General features: G+C 64.2%; 10 protein-coding genes. 2 read left to right on the top strand and 8 right to left on the bottom strand.

Features of this window, described 5'->3' with window-relative positions; all coding sequences use genetic code 11:
* The first annotated feature begins 124 nt into the window (after positions 1-124).
* Entirely contained in the window at positions 125-2668 is a 2544-nt protein-coding gene (locus tag ACFHWW_RS29810; protein ID WP_379942825.1) for an NAD-dependent epimerase/dehydratase family protein, read from the top strand.
* 19 nt (positions 2669-2687) lie between these two features.
* Here ACFHWW_RS29810 and ACFHWW_RS29815 read toward each other — a convergent pair whose 3' ends face one another.
* The 5 genes from ACFHWW_RS29815 to ACFHWW_RS29835 all read right to left on the bottom strand — a co-directional run bounded on the left by ACFHWW_RS29815 (position 2688) and on the right by ACFHWW_RS29835 (position 8678).
* On the bottom strand, positions 2688-3467 hold the full coding sequence (locus ACFHWW_RS29815) for a ZIP family metal transporter (protein WP_379942827.1): 780 nt from the start codon (positions 3465-3467) through the stop codon (positions 2688-2690).
* Positions 3468-3488: 21 nt separating this feature from the next.
* A complete protein-coding gene (locus ACFHWW_RS29820; protein ID WP_324764439.1) occupies positions 3489-4568 on the bottom strand; it encodes an ATP-dependent DNA ligase in 1080 nt (359 codons plus the stop codon).
* 25 nt (positions 4569-4593) lie between these two features.
* Positions 4594-6711 (bottom strand): catalase, encoded by a 2118-nt coding sequence (locus ACFHWW_RS29825; protein WP_324764440.1) that lies wholly within the window; start codon positions 6709-6711, stop codon positions 4594-4596.
* Positions 6712-6866: 155 nt separating this feature from the next.
* Positions 6867-7823, bottom strand: coding sequence for a pyridoxamine 5'-phosphate oxidase family protein (locus tag ACFHWW_RS29830; RefSeq protein WP_379942830.1), 957 nt, complete (start codon positions 7821-7823; stop codon positions 6867-6869).
* A 243-nt stretch (positions 7824-8066) separates the two neighbouring features.
* A complete protein-coding gene (locus ACFHWW_RS29835) occupies positions 8067-8678 on the bottom strand; it encodes a glutathione S-transferase family protein (RefSeq protein WP_379942832.1) in 612 nt (203 codons plus the stop codon).
* Between the two features lie 114 nt (positions 8679-8792).
* Here ACFHWW_RS29835 and ACFHWW_RS29840 point away from each other — a divergent pair, with 114 nt between their 5' ends.
* Positions 8793-9698, top strand: a complete 906-nt coding sequence (locus tag ACFHWW_RS29840; protein WP_379942834.1) for a LysR family transcriptional regulator — start codon at positions 8793-8795, stop codon at positions 9696-9698.
* A gap of 6 nt (positions 9699-9704) precedes the next feature.
* On the opposite strand, the gene ACFHWW_RS29845 is transcribed toward ACFHWW_RS29840, so the two are convergent.
* From ACFHWW_RS29845 to ACFHWW_RS29855, 3 genes are read right to left on the bottom strand one after another with little or no spacing between them, the layout of a single operon-like run.
* Positions 9705-10481, bottom strand: coding sequence for a pyrroline-5-carboxylate reductase (locus ACFHWW_RS29845; protein ID WP_379942836.1), 777 nt, complete (start codon positions 10479-10481; stop codon positions 9705-9707).
* A 60-nt stretch (positions 10482-10541) separates the two neighbouring features.
* The gene (locus tag ACFHWW_RS29850) at positions 10542-11612 is read right to left on the bottom strand and encodes an ABC transporter ATP-binding protein (RefSeq protein ID WP_379942838.1); all 1071 of its coding nucleotides are present in this window, start codon (positions 11610-11612) and stop codon (positions 10542-10544) included.
* Entirely contained in the window at positions 11609-13873 is a 2265-nt protein-coding gene (locus ACFHWW_RS29855; protein ID WP_379942840.1) for a glycoside hydrolase family 2 protein, read from the bottom strand. Before ACFHWW_RS29855 ends, ACFHWW_RS29850 begins: the two co-directional genes overlap by 4 nt.
* Position 13874: the final 1 nt, after the last annotated feature.

Raw genomic sequence — 13874 nt, forward strand, 5'->3', positions numbered from 1 at the left:
GCTTGGTGGTGTCTGCGGGCGCGACTGCGCAATGGATCCGAAACTCTGCCCCTGAACTCGACGAAGTGCTGACCTATGACGCCGCGACCGGGAACCTTCCTGCCGGAGCGCGGTTTGCTTCGGCATGCCGAAAGATGCAAATCAGCCGACCGTTCTCATTACCGGCTCGAGCGGCTTCCTGGGCCAGGCGATCGCGCATCGCCTGAGGGACCGGTATCGCGTCATCGGGCTCGATCTGTCCCCTCCGAAAGGCAAGTCCGAGACCGAAGAGACGATCAAATTCGACATCACCTCCGACGCAAGCGTGAGAGAGGCGATCGAGACGGCGGGTAAGCGCAGCGGCGGGCGCCTTGCTTCCGTGATTCATCTCGCCGCCTATTACGACACCTCCGGCAAGGACAATCCCAAATACGATGCCGTCAATGTCGAGGGCACGCGCCGGCTATTGGAGGCGCTGCAGGGGCTTCCCACCGAACAGTTCATCTATGCAAGCACGCTGCTGGTGCAGGCGCCCAGTCCGGCCAGGGGTGCGCGGATCAACGAGGATGATCCGCTGGACCCTGCCTGGGCCTATCCCAAATCGAAGGCCGAGACCGAGGCGGTGATCGCCAGACATCGCGGCGCGATCAGGACCGTGACCCTCCGTCTCGCCGGCGTCTATGACGAGGACTGCAGAGCCGCTTTCATCGCCCAGCAGATCGCCCGCATCTTCGAGCGGCTCCCGACCGCCTATCTGTTCAGCGGCGATCTGGACGCAGGCCAGCCCTATCTGCACAAGGACGATCTGGTCGAGGCTTTCGCGCGCACGGTCGACCGTCGCAACGACTTGCCCGATGATTGCGCGTTGCTGATCGGCGAGGAGGAAACCCTCTCCTATGGCGACTTGCAGAAGCGCATCGGCCGGCTGATCCACGGCGAGGACTGGCGCACGCTCGCTCTGCCCAAGAGCCTTGCAAAGCCGGGGGCTTGGATGCAGACCGAGGTGCTCGACCAGGACTCGGAGATCAAGCCGTGGATGATCGAGAACTCGGACGATCATTACGAGATCGACATCTCCCGTGCCCGCAACAAACTCGGCTGGGAGCCGAGGCACAGTCTAGCTGCCACATTGCCGGAAATGATCCGGCGGCTCAAGCAAGACCCGACCGACTGGTACGCGAAGAACAAGCTGGAGCCCTCTGTGGTCGCCGCCTCGGATCCCGAGATCGAGCAGGCGGAGAAAAGGCTGGCGGAGCCGCTGGAACGCAGTGACGCCGAAGTCGAAGCTGCCGTGGAAGCGCACCGGTTGCGCACGCTATGGGCGCCGCTGGCAAATGTCGCTCTCGGCCTGTGGCTCGTCTCCTCGCCGGCGACGCTCGGCCTTTTCGACCCCGTCAGCGTGCCGCTGCCGCCGGCGCTCGGCCACGAGATCGACGAACCCGCCATACGCAATGCCCGTCTCGGGACAAGCGAGATCCTGTCCGGACTGCTCGTTGCCGCATTCGCGCTTTTCGGCATGTACCGGCGCTGGTCTCATGCGCAATGGATCACGGCCGCGCTCGGCGTCTGGATCATGCTGGCCCCGCTTGTCTTCTGGACGACGAGTGCCGCGGCCTACGCCATCGATACGCTTGCCGGCATGCTGATCGTGGCCTTTGCGGTGATGATTCCGCCGACGCCCGGAATAAGGCTGCGGGCGCTCGCGGCCGACGACGACCGGCCCCTCGGCTGGAGCTATTCGCCGTCCTCCTTCACGCAGCGCATGCCGATCGTCGCGCTCGCCTTTGTCGGCCTCTTCGTCTCGCGCTATCTCGCCGCCTATCAGATGGGCCATGTCGACGGGCTGTGGGACCCGTTCTTCGGGCCGGGCGAGGCACCCGTCCGCAACGGCAGCGAGGCGGTCGTGACGTCCTGGGTGTCCAAGGGCTTTCCGATCGCCGATGCCGGCCTCGGCGCCTTCGCCTATTCGCTGGACATTCTGGCCGGCGCGATCGGAGACAGCCGGCGCTGGCGCACCATGCCCTGGATGGTGCTCCTCTTCGGCCTGCTGATCGTGCCCCTCGGCGTCGTCAGCGTCTCCTTCATCATCATCCAGCCGCCGCTTATCGGGGCGCTCTGTACGCTCTGCATCATCCAGGCGGGCGTCACCGTCGTGCTCATCCCCTATTCGATAGACGAGGTGCTCGCCACCATCCAGTACCTCTGGCGCGTAAGGAAGGCGGGCGAGCCGTTCTGGCGGACGTTCTGGATGGGCGGCCCGGCCATTTCGGAGGACCAGACGCCGGCGCCCGACCTCAACCGTCCGGCGACCGAGCTGTTGAAGGAATTCATCGTCGGCGGCGTCAACTTTCCCTGGACGCTGGTCGCCAGCGCATTGCTCGGCGCGGTCCTGATGACGACGCCCTTGATTTTCGGCAGCCTCCCGCCGCTCTATCACAGCGACCACGTTCTCGGCTGCCTCGTGATCCTGGTTGCCGTCACCGCCATGGCGGAGGTCGTCCGGCCGGTGCGCTTCCTGAATGTGCTGCTCGGCGCCTGGGTGGCGGCCTCGCCCTTCCTGTTTGCCGGCGGCAGCACGGTCGCGACCCTTGCCGACGTCGCGATCGGCTTGGCACTGATCGCGCTCAGCCTTCCGCGCGGGAGGCGCAGCGAAGAACATTATGGCGGCTGGGACCGGGCGATCGTCTGACGGACGCGCCTCAAGACAGTCAGCTCATCTGCGCAAGCACCATGACGAGCAGGAAGCCGGCGGCGTTGGCGATCGCCGAAGACTGCTGAAATTGATGCGACTCCGCTTCCGGCACGAGGTCGGTAATCGTCAGGTAGAACATCCCGCCCGCTCCCGTCGCGAAGAGAAAACCGGTGACCGGCTGGACCAGGCCTTTCAGCAGGAACCACCCTGCAACGGCGGACACGAAAAGGGAGAGGCCGATGAGGGAGGTCCATCCGAGTATCCGGCGCTTCGCGTTCTTCCGCTCCTCGTCGAGCGTCAATTCGCCGATGCTCATTCCTTCGCTGAAATTATCGATGCAGATCGCGAGACCCACGATAAGCGCCACTTTCGGCTCGAAGGTGGCGCCGACGCCGATCGTCATGCCTTCGATCAGCTCTTCCGCACTCGTGCCGCCGGCGAGCACCGCGACATTGCTCCCGCGCGGCTTGCGCCTTCGGTGCAACCGATCGACCTCGGCCCTTTGATCCGCCTCCGGCCCGGCCATTTTCCAGCGGTTGACGTAGAGGTCGAGAATATAGACGAGTCCTAGGCCGAGCAGAAATCCGGCAACGGCAAGCGGAAGACCTGCAAGTTCCATGGAGGTGGGCATCATCTCGAAAGCGAAGGTGCCCATGAGGACGCCGGCCGCGAAGCCGACCGCGATCGAGAGCACGAGGCTCGACGGCCTGAGCGAGATCGCCGCCAGGCCGCCCAGGGGCGATGCGACGGCCGCCGCTGCCGCGATTCCCAGGATGATCAGGAGATCATTGCTCATCGCTGCCCGGATCCTCGGTTTTCAAGGCGAGCCTTCAGGACGTACGATCTGCTCATAGGTACATTGGCGCGGGTCCTTGTCCGGCCGCCAGCGCATGAGTTTCGTACCGTGGCGGAAGCGCCGGTTGCTGACATGGTCGAACCGGACTTCGACGACCAGTTCCGGCCGAACCGGCTGCCATTCGCCGCTGCGTTCGCTGCTCCAGCGGCTGGGCCCGCCCGGGGCCTTGCCGGTGAAGCCCGGCGGCTCCTGCAAAGCTTCGAGCTGGCGCGTCAGGGCAGGCCGCTCCTTGTCCGAGATCGTCGCGGTAAAGCCCACATGGTTCAGCAGTCCCTCGGTGTCGTAAAGGCCGAGCAGAAGCGAGCCGACCAAAGAGCTGTCGCTCTCGTAGCGGAAGCCGCCGACGACGCAGTCGGCCGTCTTCAGCCGCTTGACCTTCACCATTGCCCTTTCGCCGCATTCATACGCGCCGTCGCGCCGCTTTGCGACGACCCCGTCGGTGGCACCCGCCTGCCATGAGGTGAGCCACCTCTCGGCCTCCTTAACGTCGAGCGTGAAGGGCGAAAGCTCGAGCATCTCCGCAACCGCGTTCTCTTTGGCGAATGTTTCGAGCCGGGCGCGCCGTGCTGTCAGGGACTGGTCGGTCAGGACCGTTCCGTCGGTGCCGGCCAGCATGTCGAACAGGATGAGTTTGGCCGGCGTCTCCTGCGAGAGCTTCTGTACGCGGCTTGCCGCCGGATGCAGGCGCATCTGAAGGGCGTCGAAGGAAAGGCGCCCGTCGACCTCGATCACCAGTTCGCCGTCGAGGACGAACATGTCCGGCTCCAGTCGGCGCAGCAGGGCGAGGATCTCGGGGAAGAAGCGCCCGAGCGGCTTGCCGGATTTCGCCCTTATGTCGACGTCCTCGCCGGACTTGAACGCAAGGCAGCGAAAGCCGTCCCACTTCGGCTCGTACTGCCATGCGTCGCCGCCCGGAAGCCCGGTCGCGGAACGGGCTTCCATCGGCGCCGTGCTGACGGGCAGGGGAAAGCTCCCCGCCTTCTTCGCCGCGCTTGACGGAGCGGCCTTCTTCGTCGGCTTTCCATGTGCGGGCGACGCCATCGTCCACTCCGTCTAAACCGTCGGCCTATTTCAGCTTGACCGAGGGCTCTCTTCCCCAGACGCGCAGCTTGCCGAGCTCCTTGAGGAAGGCGGCCGCACTCGCAGCGTCGGTGAGTTCGATCGTTCCCTCATCGAGCAGCTCCGCAATGCCGGCCCTCTCGAGAAGGGGAACGGCGGCGCCGGCATAGCCTATATATTTGCAATGGGCGAAGGCGTCGGCCACGAAATCGCGCGCGGTGGCGACGTCGATCAGATCCGCGACGGCCTCTGCGGAAGGAAGCAGGACCACCGCGTCGTAGAGTACCGACGGGCCGCCGTCGAGCATCTGGTGAGCGGCGATGCGTTTTCCGTCGGAGGCGGTAAAGCCGCCGACCTTCGGCGCGATCAGCTCGAAGACCGCCTTCTCCTTCTCGACAGCCGCTATCAGGGCGTCGAGAAGCGCGGCGTCCGCGCCGTCCGTCGCCAATATTCCGAGCTTGCGGCCCTCGAAACGCTTCGGCCCACGCTGGATGATGCTGAGGGCCGGCGAGGGGTCGAGGTCCTGGCGGGTGGCAACGGCCGCATCCGCCGGTTTCGGCATCGTCTCCAGGCCGAGGGCGTGGCCGACCTTTTTCCCCAACGTTTCATCGATATTGAGAAGATGCGCGACCATCCGTTCGCGGATCACCTGCGTCTCCACCTTGCTCAATTCGAAGGTCAGGGCATCGGCGATGTGGCGCTGCTCGGGCGGCGTCTGGCTGATGAAGAACTGACGGGCCTGGCTGTAATGGTCGGCAAAGCTCTCGGCGCGGATGCGCAGCTTCGGGCCCTGCTCCTCGGAAGGAAAATGGCGGAAGCCTTTCATGGGCGACTCGCGCGGACCCTCGCCCCAGGAATTGGGCTGGTAGTTCACGCGTCCGACCGGGTTGCGCATGGCCATGTGGCCGTCCTGCTGAAAGTGCTGGAAGGGACATTTCGGCGCGTTGATCGGAAGATGGGTGAAGTTCGGGCTGCCGAGCCGCTTCAGCTGCGTGTCGAGATAGGAGAAGTTGCGCCCCTGCAGCAACGGATCGTCGCTGAAGTCGATGCCGGGCGGCACGTTCTGCGTCATGAAGGCGACCTGCTCGGTTTCGGCGAAGAAATTCTCCGGCATGCGATCGAGTACCAGCCGGCCGACAGGCTTCGTCGGCAGCACTTCCTCCGGGATGATCTTGGTCGGATCGAGAATGTCGAAATCGAACTTGTCGGCGAAGTCCTGATCGAAAAGCTGCACATGCAGTTCCCATTCCGGGAAGTTGCCGGACTGGATGGCTTGCCACATATCGCGCCGGTGGAAATCAGGATCGGCTCCATTGATCTTCACGGCCTCGTTCCAGACGACCGACTGGAGCCCGAGCTTGGGCTTCCAATGGAATTTGACAAAGGTGGACTCGTCCTTGGCATTGACGAAACGGAAGGTGTGGACGCCGAAGCCTTCCATGAACCGGAAGGAGCGCGGGATCGCCCGGTCCGACATGACCCACATGACCATGTGCATGCTTTCCGGCGTCAGGCTGATGAAGTCCCAGAAATTGTCATGCGCGGACTGCGCCTGGGGAAACTCCCGGTCCGGTTCGGGCTTTACCGAGTGTATGACGTCGGGGAACTTGATCGCGTCCTGGATGAAGAACACCGGGATGTTGTTGCCGACGAGGTCCCAATTGCCCTCGTTTGTGTAGATTTTGACCGCGAAACCGCGAACGTCGCGGGCGAGGTCGAACGAGCCCTTGCTTCCGGCCACCGTCGAGAACCGCACGAAGGCAGGGGTTCGTTCGCCCGGTCGCTGGAACAGATCCGCCCGGGTGTAGGCTGCAAGCGACTCGTAGGTTTCGAAGAAGCCGTGCACGCCGTAGCCGCGGGCATGCACGACGCGCTCGGGAATGCGTTCGTGATCGAAGTGGAAGATCTTCTCGCGGAAGTGGAAATCCTCGATGAGCGTCGGGCCGCGTTCGCCGGCGCGCAGACTGTTCTGGTCGTCGGCGACGGGGCCGCCCTGAGCCGTCGTCAGGACGGGCGTGTCGCCTTCGGCGATCTGGTGAAGTTCTCCACCGTTGCCGCGTGTCGCTTTCTGGTCATGAATGGTGGCCGGTTTCGTATTGTTCGGCGCAGAGGGTTTCTTGGCCATGGCAGCACTCCTTGGTCGGGGGCGGATGGGCACGAAACCTTGGCGAGGGAGGTTGGTTCCCCTGCACGCAAAAATTACCCGGACATCCGGCCTGCTGCTGCCGCCGATTCCAAGAGGTGGAGCGGGATGCGATCGGAAAACCGCACGCACTTTCCTCATCCCGCTCCGGCAAGGTCGTAGCGAACAGGTATTGCGTCGGCCCGCCATACGCTGCGGCGCGGACGGAAACGCCAGTAGCGCTCGGCGCCGTCGAGAGGCACGCCGTCCGGAGCTTCGGACAGGAGCTCGGCCTCGCCGGTCATCTGCAGGAGGCCGCCCGTGGAGAAGTCCGGGAAAGTGAGCCCGGCGCGCGGATTGAGCGCGATGTTGCCGAGCGTGTTGAAGAAGCGGTTGCCGACGAAATCCGGGATCACCAGCCAGCCGTCTTCGCCGACATGCACGAATCCGGCGTGGCCGCCGCGATGGGAGACGTCGATCTGCCGGCCGCCGGCGAGATCGGCATAGGTTGCGACGAAGAACGTGTCCGCCTGCGCCACCAGAGCACGCGCGGCGGCGTTGAGCCCGAAGCTGGAAACGGGCGGTACGGAAGGCGGCACGGAAGGGTCGCGCACGAAACGGACCTGGCGGAGCTGGATGTATTTCGGACAGTTGCCGAAGCTCTGGTCGACGCCGAGATCGAAACCGCGGGCATGCCGCTTAAGCGTGCCGTTCAGCCGGTTGCGCCGGCGGGTGCCGAGGTCGATTCCGAGCAGGGCGAGGGGAGCGCCGTCCTCCATGCCCGCCTCGGCGGGGTCCGTCGGCTCCCGCGGGAGCTCGACGGTAAGCCTTTTTTCGTCCGGCGCGTGGAGGAAGCCGGGCTCACCCGCCCTGAGCGTCGCCCAGGCGTCGCCGTCGCGATCGACCGAGCCCAGCACGACCATCGGCAGAAGGGGATAAAATTCCCGGTGCTGGTCGATCAGGTGGTCGCGCATGACGCGGCGTCCGATCTCGTCCATGCGCGTTTCCACACCCAGCCTCTTCTGCAGGGCGATTTCGCCCTCATGCCAGGGCGAATGTGCGAGGATGGGAGCCTCCATGACGATTGTTTCCTTGGTTGCGTGAATGTTGGGCATCTGTGGGCTTGTTCGCGGCGATAACATCCGCCCCTTGCCCAAGCTCCCTCATTCCTGTGCTCGTCACAGGAATCCAGCCAGGCCTAGTCATTGGGCCTGAAGGACTCCTCGCACCGCAGACGCGGCGCTGCTCTCATCCCTGTGACAAGCACAGGGAAGAGGGTGGTTGCAGTCCTTCGATACGCTTAAAAGCACGTGCCGTGCGAGATGGCTTCCCGCAAGCGGACGTCGTCATAACGCTCGCTAAGCCGCCAACCCCACCGGCGTCTTTGCGAACTCGACGAAGCCCGGCAATGCCTCGATGCGGGCGAGCCAGGCGCGGATCTCCGGATAGGGCTGGAGATCGACGTCGCCTTCGGGGGCGCGCGCCACGTAGCTGTAGAGCGCGACATCGGCGATCGTCGGCCGGTCGGCGGCAATCCAGACTCTGCCTTTGAGCTCCTGCTCGATCAGCGCCAGGATCGCATGCGAACGGGGGATTACCTCTTCCGGCCGGTAGGGCGCCTTGAACACGTTGATGAGCCGCGCCTGGGCCGGGCCATGGGCGATCTGGCCGGCAGCCACCGAAAGCCAGCGCTGAACGGCAGCCGCCCCGGCGGCGTCTTCCGGCAGCCAGTCCGTGCGGCCGGTCTTCTTTGCCAGATAGACGAGAATGGCGCTTGAGTCCGAGACGATCGTGCCGCCGTCGTCGAGCACCGGGACCTGACCGAAGGAATTGAGCTTCAGGAAATCCGCTTGCTTGTGCTCTCCCCTGGCGAAATCGACGACCACCAGCTCATGCTCGATATCGAGCAGCGAGAGGAACAAGCGGGCGCGGTGCGCGTGGCCGGAGAGGGGATGATGATAGAGTTTCATGTCGGCCTCGTTGAATGATGGAACGACACCAAGATGATTGTTATCCGCGGAGTTGATAAGCTCCGATAGGCGCACTAAACAGTTTCACTTGATGAAATAATCGAGGAGCATTCGATGGATCGCTGGCAGGCGATGCGGATCTTCGTGCAGGTGGTGGAAAGCGGCGGCTTCGCGGCGGCCGCCAAGGTGCTGCATATGAGCCCGCCATCGGTCACCCGGGCGGTGGCGAAGCTGGAGGACCTGATCGGGACACGGCTTCTGGTGCGCACCACGCGCTCGCTGAAACTGACTGCGGCGGGCGAAGGTTACGTGGCCGATTGCCGGCGTATCCTCGGGGAGATCGCAGAGGCGGAAGCCAATGCGGCGGGCAGCTTCACCGCCCCTGCGGGGTTGCTCACGGTAACGGCGCCCGCGCTCTTCGGGCGCATCCACGTGCTCCCCGTCATCCTCGACTTTCTCGATCACTATCCGGCAATGCAGGTCAAGACCGTCTTCGTCGACCGCGTGACCAATCTGGTCGACGAGGGCCTGGATGTGGCGATCCGCATTGCCTCGCTCCCGCCCTCCGGGCTCGTTGCGCGCCGGATCGGCTCGGTCCGGCAGGTGCTTTGCGGCTCGCCGGATTATTTCGCCCGCTTCGGCGAGCCGGGCAGCCCGCAGGAGCTTGCCCGTCATCGCATCATCGGGCGAGAGGGCCTTTTCGGCCACTCGGAATGGCTCTTCGGACGCGACAACGGCATCCGCGTTCCGATCAGCCCTCGTCTCATCTGCAACACCAATGACGCGGTCCTTGCCGCGGCTGTGGCGGGCTGGGGATTGTCGCGGTTTCAGTCCTACCAAGTGGCACCCGACGTGAGAGCCGGCAGGCTCAAGGTCGTCCTTGCCGACCAGGAGCGCGAGCCGGTGCCGATCCACATCGTGCATGCGGAAGGCCGCATGGTTTCGGCAAGGGTGCGCGCCTTCGTGGACTTCGCCGCCGGGCGTTTTCGTCGCCACGCGGGTCTTGGCACCGAGCTTTGAAGACCTCTACCGGTCGTCGCCGCGCACCCGCAGCAGCACGTGTTCGAGCGCATCCCTCAGCGCCCGGTGGCCGCCGCCGCGGTCGAAGTCCGTCAAAACCTGCTCGTTCAATCCGCCGGCGGTCGAAAATTCGCGGGCGAGTTCTTCGAGCGGCGTCCCCTCGTCCCTGACCGCCCTCTGGGAGAGACTGGCGAAGAGCGGGGCGATATAGGCGCGTGCCTTATCGCGGTCGAGACCCTTTTCGGCGAACCAGCCGGTCGTCCGGTCGAGAATGCCGAGATAGGTCGCCATCAGAGCGCTTCCGACGGCAAGCAGGTCATATTCCTCCTTGGTTTTGCATTCGACCGCCGTTCCGAGTGCCGCAAAGATCGCGGCAACGGCGCGGTTCGGTGGATAGATCGCCGTCACGCCCTCGCGCTCGGCGACGAAGGGCAGGGGGATTGCCTGGGTGAGCTCCACCTCCTCGCTGATCCAGCCGAGAAGCGTGGAACGATCGGTAGCGGCAATGACGCTAACGACCTTCTGACCCTTGCGGAATTTGAGCTTGGGGATCACGTCCTCGGCGATTTGAGGACGAACGGCGAGGAACAGCACGTCGGCCGCGTCCACCGCTTCCTGATTGTCCTTGGCGATCCGCACGAGCGGGAAGCGGCCGGCAAGCCGGGCAGCAATCTCCCGGTTGCGCGGGGAGACGAGGATCCCGGCGACGTCCAGCCCGGAACCGACGATGCCCGCCACCATCGCTTCGGTGATGGCGCCCGTGCCGATGAAGCCAATACGCATCGCTGTTCACTCCCTTGATTCGTACCGGCGACATTAGAACAATTCCGGGAAACTGCGTCACTAACGCAGCCGTTTTCCCTCTCCGTCGAACACCAGAACCGAAACCGGATCGAAGCGGGCCGTCAGGCGGTCACCGGCCTTGAGTCCGCGGCCGTTCTTCGTTTCGACCACGATGAGCTCGCCGTTGCCGTGGCGGGCATAGGCGAAGGTCTCTCCGCCGAGATGTTCCAGCATGTCGATCGTCAGGGCTAGCCCTGCAGGACCGTCTTCATTGAAATGCTCGGGCCGGATGCCGATCGTCACCGCAGTTCCCGCCGCCGCCTGCAGGGTGACGGGGATCTTCGCGTCTCCATGATCCGGCAGGCGCGCATAGGCCCGGTCCTGGTCGATTTCGATCACGCCCTTCAGGAAATTCATCTTCGGCGACCCGATGAAGCCGGCGACGAAGAGGTTGGCCGGGTCGTCATAGAGGTCGAGAGGCGAGCCCACCTGTTCGACCACGCCGGCGCGCATGACGACGATCTTGTCGGCGAGCGTCATGGCCTCGACCTGATCATGCGTCACGTAAACGATGGTGGTGGCGAGCTGCTTGTGCAGCCGTGCGATCTCGATGCGCATATGCACGCGCAGCTCCGCATCGAGGTTGGAAAGCGGCTCGTCGAAGAGGAAGATCTTCGGATGGCGGACGATCGCCCGGCCGATCGCCACGCGCTGGCGCTGGCCGCCCGAAAGCTGCTTCGGTTTGCGGTCGAGCAGCGCGCCGAGTTCCAGGATATGGGCGGCCTCGTTCACCCTCTTCTCGATCTCGGCCCTGGGGATACCCGCGAAGCGGAGCGCAAAGCCCATATTCTCGCGCACCGTCATATGCGGATAGAGCGCATAGGACTGGAACACCATGGCGATCCCGCGCTTGGACGGATCGACATCGTTCATTCGGCTATCGTCGATCGTCAGGTCGCCGGAGGTGATCTCCTCAAGCCCGGCGATCATCCGGAGCAGCGTGGACTTGCCGCAGCCGGAAGGACCGACGAAAACGACGAACTCTCCGGATTTTATGTCGAGATCGACGCCCTTGATGACCTCGAGGCCACCATAGGATTTACGAACATCGCTGAGTTGGAGTTGGCTCATGCGCTCGCCGCTCCTTCCGCCAGGGCGACGAGCTCGAGCTTCGCCGCGCCGAGCCGCGTCGAAGCGACCGAGATGACGACGGCGCCGGCGGGGCCCGTGGACTCCAGCCAGAAACCGGCGGAACCGCCCTGAAGGACGAGGCGGGCCGGTCCGACCAGCCGCGCCGGACCATGAACCTCGACGTCGACTGCATCGTTCAGGAAGGGCAGCACGTTGCCGGCCTGGTCGAGCGCGCGCAGGATGACGCGAATGCTGTCGCGGCCTTCCGCACGCAGCGTCTTGCTATCCGCCTCGACGTGAAGCGTCGTAGGCACGGGATCGGCGGCCATGCGGAGATCGGCGACCGGCTTGCCGGCGACGAAGCCGGTAAATTCCGCGCTTTCCCACTTCATGCCCCAGACTCCGAGCTCGTCCTTGGTGAAGTGGCGGTGGTCGATGACGACCGGCGGATGCGGCAGGTGCGGGAAATTCTCGCGATCCGGACCGACGCGCTTGGAAAGCGAGCCGTATTTCAATTCGACCTCGTCGCAATTCGTCAGCACGATCAAGGGCAGCACGCCGCCGATATTGCGCTCGCCGCGCGCCCAGAAGGTCACCGGCTTCATCACGACTTCCTCGGAGGGATCGCACTGGCTGGCATAGACATAGGCCGCGAATTTCGGCTCGCGGAACATGTCCATGACGCCGTGATAGCAGATCCGGTCCCCGGAGCCGAAATCCTTGTGGGTGTTGTAGTCGAACATGCACCAGCCGATCGCACCGGAAATGCCGGGATTGCCATAGGCCGCATTCAGCACTTCCAGATGCCGGCGAACATGTTCGGCCTGGCGCTGCTCCTGGTCATAGATCTTCGTCGGATACATGTGCCCGCCGAATTCGGTGATGAGATAGGGCACCTTGCGGGCAAGCCCGGTGCATTCCTGCTGCGGGCGAAGCGCCGTGCGCGGCCGGTTCGAGCCGGGCAGCTCCTCGTTGCCGAGGATGAAGTCGTTCATCGTGTAGACGTCTTCCAGAAATTCGCTGTCGGTAATGTATCGCACGCCGCCCGTCTGCCGTGTCGGGTCGAGCTCGCGGGCGAGGCGATTGGTCTCGAGATAGAAGTCGTGCGAATCCTGCGACTCGTTGATGCGCACACCCCAGATGACGATCGACGGGTGGTTCCAGTCGCGCTCGATCATGCGGCGGACATTGCGGATCGCCTCCTGTTTCCATTCCTCCCCGCCGATGTGCTGCCAGCCGGGAATCTCCTCGAAGACGAGGAGCCCGATGCGGTCGCAATGGTCGAGGAACCATTTCGACTGCGGGTAATGCGAGGTGCGCACGAGATTGCAGTGAAGCCTGTGCTTCATGATCTCCGCGTCGCGCTCCTGGGCGGTGCGCCCCATGGCGTAGCCGACATAGGGGAAGGCCTGATGACGGTTCAGCCCGCGGATCTTCAGCGGGCGGCCGTTGAGCCGGAAGCCTGCGGTCGTGAACTCCGCCGTACGGAAACCGAAATGCGAGGCCAGGCGGTCGGAGCCCTGACGGGTCCGGAGCTCGGCTTCGATCTCGTACAGCACCGGATCGTCGATGTCCCAGAGCGAGAGGCCCTTCAGGCCTTCCATCTCAAGGGTGAGGCTCTCGCCGGCCGTTTCGCCGGCGACCTCGGCCAGCACTTCGCCGGCCGCATTCTTGAGGAGAGCCGAGACCATACCTGAGAAGGGCAACCCTTGCGGATTGGAAAGGTCGCACCGGACGGAAACGGCCTTGTTGTCGGAGAGCACGTCGCGGGTTTCGATCTTGATATTGGCGATCGAAACCGGATCGGTGACCTTCAGCCAGACGTCGCGATAGATGCCGGCATAGGTCAGATAGTCGATCCGGCCGCCGAAAGGCGGGATCTCCGGATTCTCGCTGCCGTCGATCTTCACCGTGATGAGATTGTCGCCTTCCAGGAGCCTGTCCGTCAGGCGTGCCTCGAAAGGCGTGTAGCCGTCCTTATGCGCCAAGATCTCTTCGCCGTTGAGATAGACGACCGCATCGGCCATTGCCGCGTCGAAGACGAGCGAGACCTCCCGGCCGGAGAAGTCCGGGCGCCAGGCAAGCACCTTCTGGTAGGTGAAGGCGCGCTGGTAGCATGTCTCGTCGAAATAGTTGAACGGCAGTTCGACGGCGTTGTGCGGCAGGCTGATCGGCTGACCCGCCCGGAGCGTTCCGGCGTCGGCGGCGTCGAAGCCTTCGGAGAAGACCCACGAATTATTGAAGGAAGTAACAGAGCGCATC

Source organism: Sinorhizobium sp. P24N7, from assembly GCF_042436655.1.
GTDB classification, from domain to species: domain Bacteria; phylum Pseudomonadota; class Alphaproteobacteria; order Rhizobiales; family Rhizobiaceae; genus Sinorhizobium; species Sinorhizobium meliloti_A.

What these genes read in the sequence shown, in the direction of transcription:
- ACFHWW_RS29810 (WP_379942825.1), top strand. Translation starts at nt 125, where the DNA reads ATGCCGAAAGATGCAAATCAGCCGACCGTTCTCATTACCGGCTCGAGC.
- ACFHWW_RS29815 (WP_379942827.1), bottom strand. Translation starts at nt 3,467, where the DNA reads ATGAGCAATGATCTCCTGATCATCCTGGGAATCGCGGCAGCGGCGGCC.
- ACFHWW_RS29820 (WP_324764439.1), bottom strand. Translation starts at nt 4,568, where the DNA reads ATGGCGTCGCCCGCACATGGAAAGCCGACGAAGAAGGCCGCTCCGTCA.
- ACFHWW_RS29825 (WP_324764440.1), bottom strand. Translation starts at nt 6,711, where the DNA reads ATGGCCAAGAAACCCTCTGCGCCGAACAATACGAAACCGGCCACCATT.
- ACFHWW_RS29830 (WP_379942830.1), bottom strand. Translation starts at nt 7,823, where the DNA reads ATGCCCAACATTCACGCAACCAAGGAAACAATCGTCATGGAGGCTCCC.
- ACFHWW_RS29835 (WP_379942832.1), bottom strand. Translation starts at nt 8,678, where the DNA reads ATGAAACTCTATCATCATCCCCTCTCCGGCCACGCGCACCGCGCCCGC.
- ACFHWW_RS29840 (WP_379942834.1), top strand. Translation starts at nt 8,793, where the DNA reads ATGGATCGCTGGCAGGCGATGCGGATCTTCGTGCAGGTGGTGGAAAGC.
- ACFHWW_RS29845 (WP_379942836.1), bottom strand. Translation starts at nt 10,481, where the DNA reads ATGCGTATTGGCTTCATCGGCACGGGCGCCATCACCGAAGCGATGGTG.
- ACFHWW_RS29850 (WP_379942838.1), bottom strand. Translation starts at nt 11,612, where the DNA reads ATGAGCCAACTCCAACTCAGCGATGTTCGTAAATCCTATGGTGGCCTC.
- ACFHWW_RS29855 (WP_379942840.1), bottom strand. Translation starts at nt 13,873, where the DNA reads ATGCGCTCTGTTACTTCCTTCAATAATTCGTGGGTCTTCTCCGAAGGC.